General features: G+C 33.0%; 12 protein-coding genes. 5 read left to right on the top strand and 7 right to left on the bottom strand.

Features of this window, described 5'->3' with window-relative positions:
* The 3 genes from HNQ03_RS14920 to HNQ03_RS14910 form a co-directional block, all read left to right on the top strand.
* A partial coding sequence (locus HNQ03_RS14920) for a thrombospondin type 3 repeat-containing protein (protein ID WP_173780491.1) occupies positions 1-2,142 on the top strand: 2,142 nt, incomplete at its 5' end.
* Between the two features lie 84 nt (positions 2,143-2,226).
* A complete protein-coding gene (locus tag HNQ03_RS14915) occupies positions 2,227-2,838 on the top strand; it encodes a hypothetical protein (RefSeq protein ID WP_226927529.1) in 612 nt (203 codons plus the stop codon).
* Between the two features lie 401 nt (positions 2,839-3,239).
* Complete coding sequence (locus HNQ03_RS14910) at positions 3,240-6,086, top strand: zinc-dependent metalloprotease (RefSeq protein ID WP_173780500.1); 2,847 nt, start codon at positions 3,240-3,242, stop codon at positions 6,084-6,086.
* A gap of 1,124 nt (positions 6,087-7,210) precedes the next feature.
* Here HNQ03_RS14910 and HNQ03_RS14905 read toward each other — a convergent pair.
* The 6 genes from HNQ03_RS14905 to HNQ03_RS14880 all read right to left on the bottom strand — a co-directional run bounded on the left by HNQ03_RS14905 (position 7,211) and on the right by HNQ03_RS14880 (position 17,937).
* Positions 7,211-7,786, bottom strand: coding sequence for a hypothetical protein (locus tag HNQ03_RS14905; protein ID WP_173780499.1), 576 nt, complete (start codon positions 7,784-7,786; stop codon positions 7,211-7,213).
* Positions 7,787-7,910: 124 nt separating this feature from the next.
* Entirely contained in the window at positions 7,911-12,737 is a 4,827-nt protein-coding gene (locus tag HNQ03_RS14900; protein ID WP_173780498.1) for a beta strand repeat-containing protein, read from the bottom strand.
* A 15-nt stretch (positions 12,738-12,752) separates the two neighbouring features.
* Complete coding sequence (locus tag HNQ03_RS14895; RefSeq protein ID WP_173780497.1) at positions 12,753-13,691, bottom strand: hypothetical protein; 939 nt, start codon at positions 13,689-13,691, stop codon at positions 12,753-12,755.
* 151 nt (positions 13,692-13,842) lie between these two features.
* On the bottom strand, positions 13,843-14,352 hold the full coding sequence (locus tag HNQ03_RS14890) for a hypothetical protein (protein ID WP_173780496.1): 510 nt from the start codon (positions 14,350-14,352) through the stop codon (positions 13,843-13,845).
* 85 nt (positions 14,353-14,437) lie between these two features.
* Positions 14,438-17,233, bottom strand: coding sequence for an Ig-like domain-containing protein (locus HNQ03_RS14885; protein WP_173780495.1), 2,796 nt, complete (start codon positions 17,231-17,233; stop codon positions 14,438-14,440).
* A 128-nt stretch (positions 17,234-17,361) separates the two neighbouring features.
* Entirely contained in the window at positions 17,362-17,937 is a 576-nt protein-coding gene (locus HNQ03_RS14880; RefSeq protein WP_173780494.1) for a hypothetical protein, read from the bottom strand.
* Positions 17,938-18,745: 808 nt separating this feature from the next.
* On the opposite strand from HNQ03_RS14880, the gene HNQ03_RS14875 reads away from it, so the two are divergent.
* The gene (locus tag HNQ03_RS14875; RefSeq protein ID WP_173780493.1) at positions 18,746-19,717 is read left to right on the top strand and encodes a helix-turn-helix transcriptional regulator; all 972 of its coding nucleotides are present in this window, start codon (positions 18,746-18,748) and stop codon (positions 19,715-19,717) included.
* A gap of 258 nt (positions 19,718-19,975) precedes the next feature.
* On the opposite strand, the gene HNQ03_RS14870 is transcribed toward HNQ03_RS14875, so the two are convergent.
* On the bottom strand, positions 19,976-21,274 hold the full coding sequence (locus HNQ03_RS14870) for a site-specific integrase (RefSeq protein WP_226927528.1): 1,299 nt from the start codon (positions 21,272-21,274) through the stop codon (positions 19,976-19,978).
* A 200-nt stretch (positions 21,275-21,474) separates the two neighbouring features.
* Between HNQ03_RS14870 and HNQ03_RS14865 the strand changes: the two genes are divergently transcribed.
* Entirely contained in the window at positions 21,475-21,621 is a 147-nt protein-coding gene (locus HNQ03_RS14865; RefSeq protein WP_173780492.1) for a hypothetical protein, read from the top strand.
* Positions 21,622-22,312 lie beyond the last annotated feature (691 nt).

Here is a 22,312-nt window from a genome sequence, read left to right as displayed (position 1 = left end):
AATCAAGTTTTAAGTCAATTGATACCAAATACTTTCAGCTCAAATGGTAAGGTAGAAATTAAGTTTGACTTGACTGCAGCTAATGGCAATAATATACCTGGTGCAGATGCACTTTTAGAGATAAAATTTAATGGAGTTTTATATGCATCTGTTCATAACCCAGTTCCAGGAAGCGTGCCTGTAACTATTACCTATTCTAATGGTGCTACTGGAACACCAAGTAGTTTAGCCCAACAAAGTACCGCATCAATAAGTATAATAGTACCCGATCCAGGTACTGCAGCATTACTAGAATTTGCCCATACAAGTGGTTTAGATGATTGGTATTTAGATAATGTATCTATAAATCAATGTAGAGACACAGACGGAGATGGCATTCCAGATTTTTTGGATACAGATTCTGATAATGACGGTTGTCCAGATGCAACTGAAGCTGCAAATAATATTGTAACCACTGCTACATTAGCAGGAGGAAGTAATGGCGGAAGCAATGGTAATTTAGGAACCACAGTAAATGCAAACGGAATCCCAATTCCACCAGGAACAGTAGGAGGAAGCACAGGACAAGCAACTACGGCAAATGTGACTACAGCATTACAAATTGCAATAGGAACACAACCAGCAAGTCAATCTGTACTTACTGGAAGTCCAGCTACATTTACAGTAGCAGCTACAGGAACAAGTACTGCTACATTTGCTGCAGGAACACCAAATTATACGGTGCCACCAGGAACCAATGTAACTTCTACATTAACTTACCAATGGCAAGAAAATGGTGTGAATCTGACCAACACAGGTGTGTATGCAGACGTAACTACTGCTACTTTAAATATATCTAATGTAACTGGTCTTAATGGTAAAGTTTATACCGTAGTTATAAAACATCCAAATAGAGAATGTTCAATTACAAGCAACGGAGCAACGTTGACCACTATAGACCGTTGTGATCCAGTAGCATCAGGTTTATTAGATTCTGATGGAGATGGTGTTACCAATGTTTGTGATCTTGATGATGATAATGATGGGATTTTGGATACAGTAGAAGCGCCACTTTTATCTTGTGTTCTAAATTCACCAAATACATCTTCAGCTACTATGGCATTTGGGGCAGGAAGACCAGTTTCAAATACGCATGATAATAATCTAAATACCTTTGGAGGAACCTTATTAGGAGTAGGAACTTTAGATGGTACAGTCACTTATAATTACACAACGCCAATTAATAATGTAACAGATTTCCGTATATATTCCAATGGTGGAAGTGTATTAAATGATGGACAGTTAAATTTTATCTCTTCTATCAAATATTACAATAGTGCTAATGTATTGATATATCAACAAAACAATGTAAATATACCATCAGCAAGTGTTACTTTTCCTTTTATAATAACTTTTCCTACACCTTTGCAAGATGTAAAATATTTCACATTTACAGATTTAAAAGATACTTCTAATAGAGAGGTTATTTGGAAGGATGTTTACTTAAGAAGTTGCGCTCCACCAAGAGACACAGACGGAGACGGCATTCCAGACTATTTGGATCTAGATTCTGATAATGATGGCTGTTCAGATGCTATCGAAGGTGGTGCATTAATTATTGAAAATCAACTCGTAACCGCAGGTGGAACATTGCAAGGTGGAAACGGAGTAAATCCTGCAACACCACCCACAAGTGGAACTTTTAACCAAGCAGTTTTGCAAAATTTAGGAACCACCAATGTAAATACAAATGGTATCCCTCAATTTACATCCTTACCAACAGGATATAGCAATTCAACAGGACAAACAATAGGTTCATCTATAAACGCTGCAATCAATGGATGTATTTGCTACAATGATCCAAATATTGCTACAGCCGGCGTAGATACCAAGCATGGTATAACATTATTACAAAGAGCAGGTGCAGACAACGGCAATTGGCCAATGATCAGGAAATCTGCACACACGGTGTTAGAATCCAATACCAAAGGTTTTGTAATTACAAGAATGAGCACAGCCAACCTTGTGAACATTACCACACCGCAAGATGGAATGATGGTGTATGATACCACGGTTGGATGTTTAAAGATCTATACTACAGATGCAGCAATGGCTGCAAACACAGGCTGGAAATGCTTTATCACACCAACTTGTCCACAATAGAAACTATCAATTACAAATAAGGCGAGGTATTTTTAATTAAAAACTCTAAATACCTCACTTTTTTAATAATTTATATTCAAAAAAATGAAATCTAAAATTCATACATCCTTTAATAAAAATAGAAGAATCATGTATAATAAAATATTAACAATAATAGCATTAGCAACAATTTCTGTAGCCAACGCGCAAGTGATTATTGGCGATGCCACAGGAACAGCAGCAGACAAGACCTCTGTATTATTAGAATTTGCTACAGGAAATAAGGGCATCATTGTTCCTTATGTAAGAGCATTACCAACAGGCGCCGCTTTAGTTGGTGGTTCTATTATATTAGATGCCACCACCGCAACCACCGCGAGAATGAAATATTACAAAGATGTAGCGCCAATTGGCTGGATAGATTTAAGCGGACAAGATGCAAATCTTACCACGCCTATTAATTTTATGACGGCTCAACCAAGTATAGCACTAGCACCAGAAACGGCAAGTTCCAAAGCAATTATAGGAGCAACGAGCAGTACAGCAGATGGTGTTTTGGTTTTAGAATCTGATACAAAGGCGATGCTTTTACCAACTGTAGCAGATGTACAAAACATCCCAAGTCCTTCCGCAGGAATGATGGTGTATGTGAATAAAACAGGCGGAAAAAGATTGGCAGTTTTCAATGGCTCTAAATGGTCTTTCTGGAAACCCTAAAATTAAAGCCCGATTAATATAATAAAGCGATTTTTAAGAAACAAAAGAATCAAAATTAGAAAAAACTAATTCAAATGCTATTTCATATTCCTAAATTCTTTAAAAAATATTTGCATGTCCGCTTTGTGTAATAACTTTCAGATCACGACGTTTTGTTATTTTGAGGAAGGACGAAGCTTGCTGACAGTCAAATAGATACTTCACTTCGTGTCATTCTGTATGACAGGTACTATTATGATATAAAACGGACATACATAAAGAATATAAATATTCTAATTAATTTTTAAGAAAATTATTAATGGTTGTAATTCAAAATAAATCCTTAAATAAGTTCCATTTGTATTTTTATTATTCTTATTTTTGTATATAAAATTTTAACGCAATCTAATTTAAAATTTACTATGAGAAAAATGTTACTAATTACTTTTATTTTGTCATTATTTAGCGCCAATCTTTTTGGTCAGAATAATTTCTTTGATGCAGCTCGAAATGCAGAGTTGAAAAATCCTAGAGAATTGACAAAAACAATCAAAAACATCAAAGTTTTTAAACTTGATGAACAAGCAATGCGCATTTATTTAAAAAATGCACCATTGGAATTTAAAAATAACGGAGTTACGATTCCGTTAGAAATTCCTATGCCAGATGGAACTGTTTCTACATTTAATATGGTAGAATCACCAACTTTGTCACCAGAAATTGCTGCGCAAAATCCAGACATCAAAACCTATTCGGGAAATGGTGTGAAAGATAAAAAATCCATCATCCGATTAAGTTTAACGTCTTCAGGATTTAATGCAGTTATTCTAAATGTAGGAAATGATAACGTGTACTTCGAATCTTATTCTACAGAAAAAAGTAATTTTTACTTTAATTATTTTACCAAAGATGTTGTCGTTCCAGACGGTGTAAAACAAAGTTCTTGTGGTGTAGGTTTAAATGAATTAGACAATACTTTAAAAAAAAACGTCGTTAATAACGCACTTACACCAGTTGGTTCGCAATTAAGAACTTTTAGATTAGCAATGCCAGCAAATGCAGAATTTGTTGCTCAAAATGGAGGAACGCAAGCAAGTGGTTTTGCTGCTGTCGTTGCTTATGTAAATAGAATAAAAGGTTTCTTTAGAAACGAACTTGCAGTTGATGTAGTTTTAGTTAGTGGCACAAATTTAATTTATACTGACGCTACTACAGATCCATACGATAATAGCAATCAAGGTTTGATGCTTCAACAAAATCACGATAACTTGAATACAGTTATAGGAAATGCTAATTATGATCTTGGTCATGTTTGGGGAAAAACTAATGGTTCTGGTGGTGGTGTTGCAATTTTAGGATCTGTTTGTAATACTACTGCAAAAGGAAAAGGAGTCTCTGGCGAAGGTAATAGTAGTTTCTACGCTCAAGTATTTTTTGATCAATTGGTATTACATGAAATGGGTCATCAATTTGGAATGAATCATTCTTACAATAGTTCAATTCCTGTTTGTACTACTAGAAATCCAGGAACCTCTGTTGAGCCAGGAGCTGGTGCAACAATTATGAGTTATGGATTTACTTGCGGAACGGATGATTATTTTCAATCTACGCAAACTGGTCCAATTTTACAGTATCATACTACGAGTTATGAAGAGGCTCAAAATTTCATTTCATCTATAAACTGTCAAGTAAATACAGCAACTAATAATTCTGCACCTGCAGTTACAGTGCCATCTGATTACACAATTCCAAAATCAACACCTTTTGCTTTAACAGGAAGTGCAATAGATGCAGAAAACGATGCGATGACTTACTGCTGGGAAGGAACAAATGTTGGAACAATGACTCCTGTTGTCGCAACTTTAGCGGATACTGCTCAACCACCATTCTTTAGAAGTTATCCACCTTCCACTTCACCAACCAGAACATATCCTTTATTAGCGAGAATATTAGATGGTTCCAATTATGGCGTTGGCGATAAATTACCTTCTGTAAGTGTTGTTACAACACATAATTTAACGGTAAGAGATAATAATGCCAATGGTGGTGGAGTTGCAAACGCTGTAGTTTTTATTACTGTTAATGGTGCTATTGGTCCATTTTTAGAAACAACTAATTTATCAGGAATTTATACAGGTTCTACTTCGCAAACCATTACATGGAGCGTAAATGGAACTAATGTAGCAACACCAACTGTAAATATTTTACTTTCAACAGATGGAGGTTTAACTTTCCCTACAACTTTAGTTGCTGCTACTCCAAACGACGGCTCACAATCAGTAACTTTTCCAAATGTAAATACAGCTTCGGCTAGAATTAAAGTGGAATCAGTAGGAAATATATTTTTCGATATTTCTAATGCCAACTTTACAATAGTTCCCGAGTTAAATGTTTCTGTAACAGGAACAAATGTGAATACTGGATCAGATGGTTCAGCTACCGCAACACCAATTGGCGGTTCTACTGCTTTTAATTATAATAATGTAAATACATTTACTGGTGCACCATTTAGTTCTGGAGTAGTTCCAGGAAATAATGTGCCTGCAACAGTTAGTACTATTGTTGTACCTGCTATTCCAAGTGGAGCAACTTTCGTTTCAGCAACTTTAAATCTTACAAACGTGAAGTCTACCGGAGCATCTTTCATAAGTGAATTAAGAGTTCTTTTGTCTGGTGCGTACACTTTAGGAGCAACGCAATTATCTACTCAAAATGCACCTAATTTTACCGTTACTCCTGATCCTTCAATTAATTTATCAGGTTTTCCTGCTGCTGGAGGAACAATTAATCTTCAGTTGTCAGAAACTGATAACGATAGTGGAACTTCGCCTGACGCAACAGTTGCTGGTGCAAATATTACCGTAGTTTATACGAAAAATGGTTTTACTTATGCTTGGAGTAATGGTGCAACAACTGCTACAATTAATGGTTTAGTTGCCGGCACTTATTCTGTAACTGTTACGGATGCCGCAGGATCAACTGCAAACGGTTCTTACACAGTACTTGCAGGAACTTTGGGGACTGATAGTTTTGATAACAATGTAAGCTTTAGTTATTATCCAAATCCAACAACTGGTATTTTAAATATCAAATCACCTGATGTGATCAATGAAATTAAAGTAACTAATGTATTGGGTCAAATTGTAAAATCAGATAAAACTAATAGTAATAAGGTTCAAGTAAATTTATCTAATTTGCCGGAAGCAGTTTATTTTGTCAAAATAAAGACAGCATCATCAAGCAAAACAATAAAAGTACTAAAACAATAAAAGTTATTTTATATAATTATAATCCCTCCTTTTTAATTAAAAGAGGGATTTTTTATGTGATCAAATAAAATTTTAATATTATAGGTTATAATAATTTTTAAGTTCAATTTAGTTTATGGTACATTACAAAATAAGCAAGCTTTCAAATTACCTATTATTCTGTTACAAACAAATTCATTCACAATTGAATAAGTTTTAATGCCGCTTTTACACTTAAATCTCCTGTTTTGAATACGTTAAATGATTTCGAATAATTTTTTCTGATTTTAAATTGGTCACATAGTTACGAACAATAAATTTCTATTTATTTTCTTGATTTCATAAAAGTATAGGGTTGCTTTAAATAATCTCTTTGATTATTTTTCATAGGAGTTCACAGTTCAGTTTTAGCATTTTAGACAAATATTCATACACTATTATAATTAAACATGTTTGATTTCTATTTATGGTGCAATTATCCATTTTAGGCTTTAAATCTTTCAGAAAATGAATATAACTTGTAAAATAGCAGTAATATCAAAATTTTGAAGGGCTCTAAAAAAGAACAAACAACTTGAAATTTAGAGGCACAGTGGTAATTGGATTGTGAAGCACAATATCACTTTCTCGGAGATGAAAACTCATTATATTTGCGAAATTTTGAGCAGTTTACTCGAGTATTTTTCCAAAATTCTCAAAGACTTTGAGTCAATTTTGTAAGGCGTTTCAAATACATTTATTTTTTCTATTTTAAAACCAAATGGTAGAATAGTAGTATTAGATTGGTATATAGAAAATCCTGGATTAGCGAGTAGAATAATCAAATGGATAGGGAAGGGAGAAGTAGATAGACCAATACATTCTTATTTAAAAAGAAATGTTTCTAATTATACATTCTTTTCTACAAAAAGAGGTGTTTTCATAGCATCAGGCACAAAAAATTAATTTCATTTTTTTTATTAAATAAGAAACCCTCTAAATAAATTAAGAGGGTTTCCTTGAAACACAATTTTTCGATGAAAAAAAATTGAATTCCAAATGTACAAATTTGTTTTGCAAAAAAATACAAACACAACAAATCTTCTACAGAAAAATTATATTACAATTGTACTATTAAAATTTATTGTAAGTATTTTTTTAATAATTTACGGTTTCCAGAAACTCCATTTGGCTCCATTGAAAACAGCAAGCCTTTTATTAAAATCGGGACTTACGCCAGTTACAAAAACCATCATACCAGGTGATGGTCTTGGAATGTCTCCAACTTTAGCCACTTGTGGCAAAACCATTGCTTTCGTATTAGATTCTAAAACCAATACACCATCTGCAATACTCGTTTCGGCTCCAATTATAGCTTTTCCAGTTTCTGTAACACCAGAGGGCTGATCTGCCATAAAATTGTTTGGAGAGGAAAGATTTGCATCTTGTCCGCTTAAATCTATCCAACTTGTACCATTATAATATTTTACTCTCGCTGTTGTAACTGGGCTATTTGCAGGCGAAGTTGTAGCATCTAAAATTATTGTGCCACCTACTAATGCAGACCCTGTTGGCAAAGTTTTTACATATGGTAAAATAATTCCTTTGTTTTGTCCATTTGCAAATTCCAAAAGAACTGAAGTTTTATTAGAAGCAGTTCCCACATTATCTCCGATAATTACTTGAGCATTAACTCCTGTAATAACTGCTAAAGTTAGTATTGTAAATATTTTTTTATACATGATTCTTTGATGTTTATTGGGTGATGTATGAATCTTTGATTTTATTTTATTTTAAATTTTAGATATTATAATGAAGAAGATGATTGAAAGTAAATTCTCCTATCTTCTTCAATATTAAATACCATTAAGGACAAGTAGGTGTACTGAAACAACTCCAAACTCCATTTGCATACAATTTTAAGCAATTTACTGTAGTATCATAAACCATCATTCCTTCTTGCGGATTTGTGATTTTTGCAGCAATTGCTGGTGATGTTTGCCCTTGGATATCCACAGTACTCATTCTTGTAATTACAAAACCTTTTGTATTAGATTCTAAAACCGTGTGTGCAGATTTTCTAACCATTGGCCAATTGCCATTGTCTGCGCCTGCTCTTTGTAATAAAGTAATACCATGTTTTGTATCTATTGCAGTTCCAGTTGTATTTGGTAATTCATAACAAACGCCAAGAGGTAATTCTGTAAGGTATAGGGTTGCAGTATCACATGCTTGTGGATTTTGATTATCACAAACTGTATAAATAACGCTTGTTGTACCTACATAAGTTGCTAATGGTACGAAAGTATACGTTCCGATCGCATTTAAAGTAAGAGTTCCAACTCCTGGAAGTACTGTCGCAGTTCCGATTGTTAAAGTAGTTCCACCTACATTTGCTGCTGTTACAGTTGTTGGATTTCCTTCTGGGTCTGTATCATTTGTTTTCACATTTCCAGTAAGGGTAGTTCCTTTTATTCCTGTATTAGCATCATCATTAGCAAAAGTTTCATTTCCTACATTTGGTAGAACTTTTAAATTTAATACTGCTGTTGCTGTTCCACCGTTTCCATCAGAAATTGTGTAAGGAATTGGATTTACTGTGCCAACAAAACCATTTGCTGGTGTGTAGGTGTAAGTTCCATTTGCATTTAGTGTTACTGTACCTGCATTCGCAACGGTAACTCCAGAAGAATTTACTCCTGAAACTGTGGTTGCAGTTCCTATCGTTAAAGTGGTTCCTCCTTGCGTTGCACCTGTTACTGTTAAAGTAGTTCCTACATTTGGATCACTATCATTTAACAAAACATTTGAACTTACTGGCGTATTTATTTCTGTATATCCTGTATCATTCTGTGCAATTGGATTGTCATTTCCACCTGCTGGATTTTCGATCACTACAATTGTTAAAGTTGCTGGATCTGTACTTCCCACAGTATTTACTGCTACATAATTAACAGGTACTTTTCCTACATAAGTTGCTGTTGGAACAAATGTGTAAGTTCCATCTGCATTGAGCGTCATAGATCCTGCTAATGTTCCTGCTGCATCATATACATTTGTGGCAGTTCCTAATGGAAGCACTGTTACAACTCCTGCTGCATTCAAATAAGTTGCAGATTGTACAGTTATTGGGTTACTTGTACTTTCATCATTTGTTAGTACACTTCCAGTAGCAGTTATGCCTTTTGGTACTTGGTTGATGTCGTTTACTGCATCAATATTTGAATTTGGCAATTCCGTTAAATATAATGTTGCGGTATCACATGCTTGTGGTAAACCAACAGTATCACATACAGTATAAATAATGGGGGTTGTTCCTGTATAGGTTGCAGTTGGTACAAATGTGTAAGTTCCATTGGCATTTAGCATCATAGATCCTGCTAATGTTCCTGTTGCATTATATACATTGGTTGCTGTTCCTATCGGAAGCGCTGTTACAACTCCTGCAGAGTTCAAATAAGTTGCGCCGGTTACAGTTGTAGGATTTCCTTCTGGGTCTGTATCATTTGTTTTTACATTTCCAGTAAGAGTAGTTCCTATTTTTCCTGTATTAGCATCATCATTAGCAAAAGTTTGGTTTCCTACATTTGGTAGAACTTTTAAATTTAATACTGCTGTTGCTGTACCACCATTTCCATCTGAAATACTATATGGTATTGGATTCACTGTACCTACAAATCCTGTGGCAGGAGTGTAAGTGTAAGTTCCATTTGCATTTAGTACTATTGTACCTGCATTCGCAACGGCAACTCCCGCAGAGTTTACACCTGAAACTGTGGTTGAAGTTCCTATTGTTAAAGCGGTTCCACCTTGCGTTGCTCCTGTTACAGTTAATGTATTTCCATCAGGATCACTATCATTAACCAATACATTTGATGATACTGCTGTATTTATTTCTGTATATCCTGTATCATTTTGTGCAATTGGATTGTTATTAGAATTAGTGCTAACAGTTTTGATCACAATAATAGTTAATTGTGCTGGATCTGTATTTCCATTTGCATCTACTGCTACATAATTAACAGGTACTTTTCCTACATAAGTTGCTGTTGGAACAAATGTATAAGTTCCATCTGCTCTTAATGTCATTGATCCTGCTAATGTTCCTGCGGCATCATATACATTGGTTGCTGTTCCTAAAGGTAGTGCTGTTAATACTCCTGCTGAATTTAAATAAGTTGCAGATTGTACAGTAATAGGTCCACTTAAACTTTCGTCATTCGTCAATACACTTCCAATTGCTGTTACGCCCTTTGGAACTTGGTTGATGTCATTTACTGCATCAATAGTACAATTTCTAATACTTACCACTACTGGTGAACCAGCATTAGAATAACACATATTGGTTGCATCATAAAAGAATGGCCAATACGTACCTGCTCCTGCTGCTTGCAATTGGGCATTCGTTAAAGCGGTACCTGTACCTGCACTATTGGTAAACCATCGTACAGAATTATTACCAGCTGGTATCGTAGAGTTTGTAACAGTTGATATATCTACTGTTGTAGCTGGGCAAGTGTTACCAATAACCGAAACTTTTGCGCTTGGGCTATAACAATTTGTACCTGAAGTGCTATGATATACCCCATAATAATTGGTAAGTGTAGTAGTAGAAGTAACTGTATTACTTGCTAATTTAGTTGTAGTATCTACTGGTGCACTTACGGTATGCCACTCCAATACTGAATTTGTGGGAGTTGTGCTCGATACTAAAGAACTAAGATCTACTGATGGTGCAGTTCCTGTTGCATTAGTAGTTAATACTGGTGCCATTGTTCCAGCTGTACAAGCAGCGGTTACAATTACAGCAGCTGTTGCAGAGGTTGCATTACCACAAGTTCCTGTAATAACTGCATAATAATATCTTGTACCTACTACCGAAGTTGGTGCAATGTAAAAAGAAGAAGTTGCTCCAGATATTATAGTTCCTCCCGTTGTACTATTTGTTGCGTTGCTATACCATTGGTAAGTTAAACCTAAACCTCTTGCTAAAACTGAAAAAGTGGTAGATGAAGTATTTTGTACCACTGTTTGAGTAGCTAATGGTTGACCAGAAACTGCAGTAAGATCACTAACTATTACCCGAGAGGTATTTGAAGTTGCTTGTCCGCAAGTTCCAGTTACAATTGCATAGTAAAATGTTGTACCTGGTGTGGTAGTTGGTGGTGTATAAGTTGAAGAAGTTGCTCCAGCAATCGAAGTGCCTCCAGCATTAGTATCCGTAGGGTTGCTATACCATTGGTATGTCAAACTTGCTCCAGAACCAGTTACAGATAAATTTGTAGGTGCGGCATTTTTACAAACCGTTTGTGTAACTTGTGGTTGTGCGGAAATAGCAGTTGGTGTACAGGTATTAATACCAAAATTATAACCTGAAAGATTAGAAGTTCCAATTTTATCACTTATCATTCCATCTGCTAAACCATCATTTCCTGTAGGATTGGTAGCTTCTCCTACAATTAAATAGCCTGGATTTAGTTGTATTGGAGGTGGAGTAGAATTTACAGTTCCTGCCGTTTTAGAAAGTTGAAATTTATAGATGCTATCTTCTACTACATTCCCTGTAGGGATTGTATAAGTACCATTAGCTGCTACAGTTGCTACATAGACTACATTACCTGCAGCATCAACAACGTTGATGAATAAACCGCCACCATTGGTACCAGTTCCGCCAATATTGGCAGGTCCATTTGTATCTAAAAAAACAGTACCAGAAACAGATGGTTTTGCCAATGGCGCCAATGCAAACGATTGCATACGGATAGCATGAATTCTTTCCGTATCACTACTTGGAGATCTGGTCACCGTAAAATTGGAAGGATTGGCAACATTTGTCTGATAAGCACTTATAAAGTTGATTCCATCTCCTTCATTTAATGGTCGATCAAAAGGCCAACCAGTAGTTCCCGTGTTATCTGCATTTGTAATTTTAAAATTATTGACAACGGTCCATCCAGAGTTTACAGTTTGAGCTTGATCTTTAGTCGTCATACCGTAGGAAGAGTAAAGCAATTCACTTGCTGTTCTCCCAATCGGCAGTGTAAAACCACTGTTAGAAACCGTCATTGTTGATGAACTATTATCGTAAGGGGTTACAAGATCAAATCCTGCGTAACCTAAAGTATTAGTTCCTGTTAAAATAGTAGATCCCACATTTCCATAAACTTCTATGGAAACCAATACTTCATCACTGGAAAATTTGGGATTTAAAATAGCCGAAAAATCAAATGTAGTATTTCCTGTTGGCAAACCACCCACATCACGTAAAGAATAGATAAAAGTATCTGTACCAAAATCAGAATTTGTGAATGTAGCTGTATTGTTTACACTATATTGTGATCTTAAGGCACTTCTTCCCGTCATGTTAAATCCTCCAACTTGTACGTTGAAAAAATCTGCTCCAGAATTAGTAGAAGGCCAGTTGTTCCCAACGTTTGGTGACGCCATCATTCTTTCGAAAAAGAAAGTTACAATCATTATCCGAGAATTTCCCGCAGGAATATTCCACGTCAATGTTGGTTTTCCTGCTGTACCACTTCCCTTTGCAGAAGCTGTAGTGCTACCTAAAAGCGTGATGTTTTGCGCAGAAAGTTGCGCAGAACTAAAAAACAACAATACTATAGTGAATAGAAAAAGAACCCTATTCCAGCTATGTTTGTAAATTTTATTTAATGAATATAGTTTTATCAACATTAGTTTTTATTTTTATTAATTAATAACTGGACCAGCACCCGTAACATCACAAGGAAGAACTGTAGCACTTATGATAATGGCATCTCCAACTCCTGGATCAGAATCATAAACATCACCTGAACTCCCATTATTTGATTTAAAATAAACCTTGAATTTTAAGGTCATTATATTTTTTGCATTTACTTCTATAGTACCAGTTCCACTATTAAGTTCGCCACCATAGGCGTTTCCAGTACCATTATCAGTTGCAGCAATATAATTATTTGCGACTGCAAGTTCTGGACGTGAAGATATAAGCGTTAAAACATTTGCAGGTGCAGCTGCACCATTAATATTTGAAAGTTCAAATTCTCCGTTCGATCTTACAAGACCGATGTCTGATCCTAATCCTACAAAATGCAAACGTGGGAAATTAACCGCCCTATCAAAAGTTATTGTAAGATCGGATACATAAACCCTTGAATTAGTTGCAATACCAGCAGCAGCCAATGCAGGTGTACCAATAAACAAATATGCTCCAAAAGTATCTGTAGCAGTAAAATTTGGGCTAATTCCTGTACCAACAGTAGTAGCGCCAGAAGAAGTGTACCAAGTTGGGGAAAAAGGACCAGGAGCAAGAAGTGGCGGAAAAGAAGAATTAATATTAGCTGGGCCACCACCGTTACCACCAAAAACAATATTACTGTTACCTGTAGGTGTTGTTATTGAATTTGTTCCTTTAAATTGTGAATTTGAAATTGTAAACTTCACAGCCAATGCGCTTGATGGTGCAGTGAATGTAGTCCCTGTAGGATTGTCTGTATTTAGTAGAAAATTGAAATTTGCTGTTTCCAAAACTGGCCCTTTAGCATTATTCGTGTAAGAACTCCTATTAAGTTCTAAATCCTGCTGTGCAAATACTAAATTCTGTGCAAAGCAGAGAAATATTAGCATTAAATATTTTATGATTTTCATAATTTTAATTTATTTTTTTTAAAATCTTTATTGTCGTTTCTTTTAAATTATTTTCTCGAAAAAAATCAATTGAAAAAACTTTAATGATATGATTGTTTAATTACAACAACTAATATTTTACAAACCGAGATTTGAGATATATCATTCATCGCTAATTTTTTATCCTATCTAATGTTACAGAACCCATGTTATTATCAAAATTGCTCTCTCCACCAGATCCATTGTTTAGTTTAGCGGAAAAACTTGCTTGATTACTTTTATTCATACCACCATTAGAAATATAATTAATGGTAATGGTATCACTTGTATTTACAGCAATTATATTATTGGAAACAAAAATATAAGACATATCTGTTTTAGATTGTAAAGACCAACCTGCAGGTAAAGTATATGTAAAACTTCCTTTTTCAGCTCTAATATTCACTGTTAAAGTAATCAATCCTGTAGAATTTTGATCTCCTGTATTGCTTATTTTGTACATCGTTTCTACTTCATTAAAAGCAGTATAAGTAGTTCCTTGCGAAGAAACTTCAACTTTTAGATCTGGTTGGTTTACCAGAATACCGCCTGTAGGTAAAGTAACTGCAGAAGCCGAAACAAAACTTATAAACATCATTAAAAATGTGCAGTATCGAATTTTATAAAAATTATTTTTTTTCATTTTTTTTAAATTAATTTGGTGCAAATTTGCATATAAAAATATTGTTTTGCGAATGTACATTTGACATTCGCAATACAATTTTTGATTAGTTATTTATCCTTTGTATTACTTCATTAGCAGCATTATTAGTAGTATTTGTTTCGCCACCAGATCCAGGTGACACTATTGCGTTAAACACTGCAGCGTTATTTGCATTGAAACCACCATAAGAAGTGTAATTAACTACAATGGTATCATTAGCAGATGGTGCGAAACTTTTGTTGGTAACAAACGTTAAAACCATTCCTACTTGAGTTTCTAATCTCCAACCTTGCGGTAATGTAAAACTAATATCACCTGCTTCCGCTGTGATCATAACTGTTAAAGTTACTCGCCCTGTAGCTCTTCCATTTCCAATATTACTTACTTTGTAAAAGGTGTCTATATCGTTAAACGCACTATAAGTTGCTGCAGAAGCAGAAACTTTTACCGTCATATCTGGTTCTGTACTATTTTCTACAGTCACTACTGCGTTTGCTGTGGTACAATTAGCTGGGTTTACTTTATCGCAAATTCTATAATTTACTGTATAAATTCCAGCTGGTGTTCCTGTTGCTACAGAAATTAAACCTGTTGCAGGATTTAATGTTACGCCAGAATTTGTAGTAGATAACTGTGTAATATTTACATTTCCTAAAGTTGCAGAACTTCCGTTCAATTTATCATTAGCAAGTACATTAGGAATTCCTGTGTCACCTGGTAAAATAGTGTAAACATCGTCCACTGCTACAATAGCAGGTGCAGTAACTGGCACTGTAGAAGTAACCGTATCACAATTTGCAGGATTTACTTTGTCACATATTTTGTAAGTAACATTGTAATTTCCAGCAGGTGTGTTTGGAGCTACCGTGATAGTTCCACTTGCATTTAATGTCAAACCTGTAGGAACCGTTATTGCTGTTAAATTAACGTTTGTTAATGTTGCAGCTTGCGTTCCTAAAGTATCATTCAATAAAACTGATGTTGCTGTAGTTCCACCAGAAGTTCCATTGATTGCAGGGAAGGTTTCTGTAACTGCATCAATTGATAATGAAGGAACAGTAACGGTAACCGTTGCATTATTACAAGTAGCTGTAGATGTTTTATCACAAATTTTGTAATTAATAGTATAAGTTCCGGCAGGAGTTCCTGCTGCTACAGACGTTAAACCTGTCGCTGGATCTAAAGTTACACCAAGATTTGTAGTAGATACTTGTGTAATATTTACATTAGTTAAAGTTGCTACATTACCATTTAAAGTATCATTAGTAAGAACCGATGTTGTATTTGTAGTTCCCATAGGAATACTAAAGGTATCATTATTTGCTACTATTGTAATTGTTGCATTTACCTTTGTTAAACAAAAATCATCAACAAAGACTGTCCCAGTATTCGAACTGCTATCATTTCTCCAGGCAAATGCTTCTAAATGAGCACCACCTGCAGGAATTGTAAGCGTTACGGTATATAAATTATACCCAGAATTATTTGCAATTACAGAATATTGTTGGTCAAGAACGCTTGTATAATCGCTATTCCAAACTTTTAATCCAATAGATGAACTAACATTACCATGAATTTTACCATAAGCTTTTAGGGTATAAACCTGACCTGGTGTAAGGTTGTGAAAGCTTTGTGCTACACCACCAGTCCCAGTTAATTTTGCTGCTTTTGCACCAGAATTAACCCAAGTAGATTGAATGGCAGAAGAACCTGGAGTCCATTGTGCCCAACCTGTGAAGTCATTTTCAAAACTTGAATTAGCCATTAAATTACCAGGACAAGAAACTACAGGGTTACTACTTGGCGGCTGGTATGTTAAACACCAATCGTCTAAAAATACATTACCATGATCATTATCTCTTTGTGCTACAAGTGCTAATGTGGTAGTTCCTGCAGGGATAACTATTGAAAGTGTATATAAATTGTATCCAGAGTTCTTCGCAATTGAAATAGATTCATTCCCTATTACATTTCCAGCAGAATCTTTTGCTTTGAGGATATATTTTGCATCTATGGTACCATGAATCTTTGCATACGCTTTAAATGTATATGTACTTCCGATTGTTAAATTATCCGTAATATATCTTGCAAAACCTCCACCACTTGAAAGTACAACTGCTTTGTTTCCGGAATTAACCCAATCACTTTGAATGTTGGCTGTTGTTGAAGACCATGGAGTATATCCCGTAAATCCATCTTCAAAACTTGGATTACTTAATAAATTTCCTGCACAAGTAGCAATAGGAGTAGTAGGACAAGTTGTATTAGAGTAAGTAATACCATCTACCAAGAAATCTAAATGAGGATTAGAAATAGAATTAAAATTCTGAATTTTAATGTAACGAGTTGGTTGATCAACAGTAACTGTAGTAAAAACTGCATTAGTGTTGGATGTAGTATAATTCGATAAAAAATTGTAGCTTGATCCAGTTTCAGAAAGGCTTATACTCATTTTACTATCTGATTGATAGTATGAACTATTGTAGTCTCTCTGTTTCCATTTAATTTTTAAAATTTGCCCTGGAGACAATGTATGCTCAAGTTTTAATGTAACATAGTCACCTATATCATAAAACTTAGCGTAATAACCATCCCATCCTCCAACTAAATTATTGGCATAGTTGTAAGAACTACCACAATTGAAATCTGATATTACACAGTTTACATCTCCTGATACGGTTGTACAGCCATCGGAAGTTGTATTTGAAGAGTTTTCATTACCGAATGAAGGTAGGCTATATTGTGAAACTTGTGTTCCAACAATTTTTTCTTTAATGGTATTCGCTTGCATTACTCCTCCAAGAAGTAGAAGCCAAAGAAGCACGAAGTAACTTTTAGAGCTCAGTAAATTTTTTATCATTTTGTTGTATTTAATTAGTATTGTATATCGTATTAAAATAAAAATATATGCTAAAAGGAATGTTATTTATAACAGAATATAGACAAACTAAATAGTTCATCCATTATATTGTGGAATAATAAAACCTATTAGGAAAAATTGGGTGGCGGACGGTTGAAAAGATTAGCTTTTTCTAAAGAATAAGAGAAAGCTACACTAGAATAGTTTGGAATTTTTAGTGAACATTTGTCACTTTGAATAGTAATGTTTTCAGTATAATTAATTGCAGAAACAATTTTTAATACAAATTTAGAAGTGAAAATGGAAACAGGAATAAGTTTGGTAGAAGATTGAAAACTATCTTTACTAGGGTGTTCTTGAAATATTACTTTTACTTCTGTTGATTCCATTTTTACATCTTTCGTTGATACAATTTCTTCGAGAGATTGATTTTCTTCTACAGATTGCAATTTTTTAGCAAGGGTTTTACCCTCTCTATAAATGGGGCTAGAATTTATTTCTATAATATTTACATCTGCAATATTGGTTAGAATGTCATTATTATGCATTTCACCACCTTCCAAAATAATTATTTGTGCTTTTTCTATAATTGATGTTGGATTAGCAACTGTTGAACTCTGGGTGTTATCATAAAGAGTAGCACTGCCAGAAAAATTAATCTGTGCTGAAATGTTTACAAAAAAAAGAATAGCAAAAAACGTCAAAAATGTTTTACAAATTTTGAAATGTTTCGAAATAAAAATATCAAGATAATTTTTATCCACTATTTATTTTTGTTGTGTTTTGAGATATGCAATTTTATAAGTAATGCAAATTGGCTTGTATTATAAAAATAATTTATAACCTTGTTTCCTCTACTTTCACATTAACAATTTTTAGATTATTTGTCTCTTCTTGTTTTAAAAAATTAATAATGAATGCTATACTTTAATCGTAAATTCGAAATGTTAAAAAAGATAACAAAACATTAAATTTTTTTGACAATTAGTTCCAAATTTTTCAACATTTGTATTTTTAGTATTTAGAATACAAATTTTATAATATTCTCGCAAAACTACAATTTGTTTTTAAATAAAACAAATATGCTTAATTATGTAAGCATAATTAATACGTAATACAACTCGAAACTAGTTTTTACATGTGAAAAAATCTCTCCAAAATCAATTATAACCTATTAAAATTCAATTAATTAAATCAGAATTTAACCTGGAGTATGTTTAAAAATTACAGTTTTGTAGATATTATTCTACAAAATTGAAAAATTGTCTAAGAAAAATGAAAAATAATTGTTAATTAAAAAATCTTAAAAAAATGGTAAATGAAACCCTCGAAAATTTATTTAAAAAATCATAAACTGATATCTTTGCAACAGAAACTCCCGTTTTATTTATTATTATATATATATATTTATAATGGAATTTATATTAAATTAAAAAATAAAGTTTAGATAAGATCGTTTTTCTCGCAATCCTTAAGTCTCTATGACTTTTTCTAAATCATATAATCAATCTAATGAAAAATAATAACCTTAATTATCAAAAAAATAAGGTTACAAGTGTTGTAAAAACATTTCATAGAAAGTTGTTGAAAAATTTCGTGATTACACTCGAACTTATATTCTCAACTTATACAATCGGGGTTATCTATTTTTATGACGATTTTACAACTCATATCTCAATAATAGCAGCAATGTCTGCTTGGTGCTTACTTATTATTGTTTTACAAAATAAATCTGTTAAGAATATCAATAATTATATTGTATTTGTACTTCTCACAATATCTGTAATTATTACTTTTTTTCATATCAGTACGAATAGAGCCTTCTCTATAGAATACTTTTATTTTGTCGTAATTATTTCTCTTCCGCTTTTTTTTAATTATAAAAATGAGAATAAATACATAATTATCGTCAGCCTTTTTACTTTTATAAGTTATATTGGAACTATATTTCTTTCTACAAAGAGTGTCGGAAATGAATTAATGTACAAGAAAGATGGTTACGAAATTTTCCAAAAATTTATTGAAATTTATGCATTCATTTCTACTGTAGTTACAACTTACTTTATTGTACAAAAAAGTTTTTTGAATAGTAGATTGTCCAAATTATGCCTTCGCGAGAAACATATTCACCTATTCAAAAACCATCATAGATCTATAGATGTATTAAATATAAAAGGAAAATTGATTTCGAAAAATATTTTTGATAAATTAATTGTGTTGGCAAAAGAAGGAAATATTGCATTTATATTAGTTTTTGATGAGCAATTCCCTAATTTTAAAACTTCATTAGAAAGCAAAAATAAAAGTTTATTGCATGAGGATTTACTTCTCTGTAGACTAATAAAACTTAATTTAAATTTGAATGACATAGCTGATTCAATGGGTTCTAGTTTACGTTCTGTAGAAAGCAGAAAGTACCGCATTAGAAAGAAATTTCAAATTCCACAAGGCGTTCAATTAGAAAAGTTTTTGCAGGATTTTTAACATAAAATTTTTAAATAAATACTATTTTTGAACTTCTAATATTATAAAAACCATTATTCTCTCGATAACTAATAAAATAGTTTTGCGCTTTTTTTTGAGAAAAATTTTTTAATTTTAATAGGGATAAATAACAATTCAGTTAGGAAAAAAACTTTTTATTAATGATTTGAAAAATTAATTTTAATAACAAAAATTAAAAACATTCGTTCCTGATTATTAAATATGGTACTTTATTTCAATTTTTAGATGGTGTTATTATTACAGTAAATTAAACTTTTCCATTGCATTAATTTTAGTTTGATCCGCAATATCTATATAAGGTTTCATCGCAGAATAATCACTGTGACCAGTCCACTTCATAACAACTTGCGGTGGAATGCCAAGCGATAAAGCATTGCAAATAAAAGTTCTTCTTCCTGCGTGTGAACTCATTAACGCGTATCTTGGAAACACTTCATCGTATCTTTGATTGCCCTTGTAATACGTTTCTCGCACGGGTTCATCAATTTTTGCTAATTCCATTAATTCACGCAGATATTCATTCATTCTTTGATTACTAATTACGGGTAATGCTTTATGATTTTCAAATTGCGAATCTTTGTATTTATTCAGAATTGCTTTACTATGATCATTTAATTCAATTACTAAACTGTCAGAGGTTTTTACACTAATTATTTCGATAAAATTTTCACTAATATCACTACGCTTTAGATTTTCAACATCAGAATAACGCAATCCTGTAAAGCATTGAAATAAAAAAACGTCCGTCACTCTGTCCAAATATTTTTTAGTTGCTGGAATCTTGAATTCTTTTACATGCTTCAATTCTGCTTGAGTTAGAAAAATAATTTTCTTTTGCACTGTCTTTAATTTAGGTCTAAAATTTTGAAAAGTCATATTAGAATTAAATCCCTTTCTCGTTGCCCATTTTAAAAACCACTGTAAAAAAGAGAAATTTTTTAAAGTTGTTGAATTTTGAAGTTGTAATTTATCCTGTAAAAAGTATTGATATTGTAAAAGTTTTTTCTCACCAATATTTTCAAAATTTAATTTCGAATCAAAGGTTTTAAGATGTTTTCTGAAAGTTTTCATTTTAGCAGAAGTGGTATTAGTCCAAAGGTTGATTCTGGATTCTTCCAATACAAACAAATCAAAAATTTCGAACAATGTTTTTTCTGGCTCTATTTCTTTTTCTACTTTTTTACCAATCTCTAAATTAAAACGATCTCTAACTGATTTTTGATCTGGATTTTTTTTCTCATAATAAAAACTATTAAAGACACGTTCACATGCTGCTTCATAATCACTAATCTTTTTATTAATGACACTTGCTGAGATTTTCTTTATCCCGTGCGTGGAATTAGTTTTACATCGCTGCGTTTCGATACTCCATTTTGCAAATTCTGCTCTGTAGCCAACGCCAAAAGCCACAATGTTTTTATCCCATTTTATTCTAAATCGAATTTTACCAGTTGGGCTATCTTTTTCTTTATCAAGCAAAAATTGAGCATGGTTATGTGAATTCCATATTTTATTTTTTAGATTCAGTACTTTCAAGTGTAAAATTTTCAAGTGAAATTCCGCCAAGTTTTAACAAATTATCATACGTATAATTGAATGATTTAATCAGTTCGTTTTTTGAATAGATATTTTATTTGCGTAACACTACGCATTGTGTAGTAGATAGCAAACAGTATATAAGTGATAAAAGGAGTTCAAGCATATAATTATTTAGAAGAATACATCGATAACGTGCGATGAAAGGAAGATATTCTTTTACATTAGAAGAATTAAAGGATGCATTTGATGCAACAGATAAAGCAATTCTCCAAAATCTCTATCGATTAAAAACTAAAAAGAAAATTGTACAAATCCGAAAAGGTTTTACACAATTCTTCCAGTAGAATACTCAAATAATGGCATTATTCCTACGGCGATGTATTTGGATGATATGATGCTATCACTAAATAAAAAGTACTGCTTACTACTTGGGTCTAATTTCGGCAGCTGCAATTCACCGCGCATCTCATCAACAATCTATGGAAACTTTTGTGATCACCGAAAAACCAGTATTACGTGATATAAAAAACTTAACAAAAATTTATATTTGAAAATGCATTATATTCTATCAATTAAAAAATTTAGGGTTCATAGAATATTTTCAAAACTGTCAAAAAATAAAATAACACACTGAAAATCAATGTGTTATTGTTAAAAGTAGACCCACAGGGATTAAAGTTAAACAACACTACGGCATCATAAACAATCATTTATTTGATTTTAAGCGCTTTAAGAAATTGTAACCAACACTACATATCCCTAAACAATCCTAAACAACACTCAATTTAGTCCCCGATTTTGGAAACGGGGACTAAAATTTTAATATTTTTTTACTGTCATATATACTGGTTATTTTTCATCTTCAATTAATATCAATCTATTATTAGTTAAATTTTGAGGAATACATTATTTATGAAGGCAAATTAAATTTTATGTTTTAAATCAATCCTGTCCTAAACAAAATTGTTTGTTGTAAAAATGCGTTATTTTATTGAGTTGATTGATATAAAATTACGTTCTTTAAAAAAGAACCCC

This window comes from Frigoriflavimonas asaccharolytica, assembly GCF_013294015.1.
Taxonomy (GTDB): Bacteria; Bacteroidota; Bacteroidia; order Flavobacteriales; family Weeksellaceae; genus Frigoriflavimonas; species Frigoriflavimonas asaccharolytica.
Note: the sequence above shows the minus strand (reverse complement) of the source record. Positions and strands in the feature narration are given on the sequence as shown.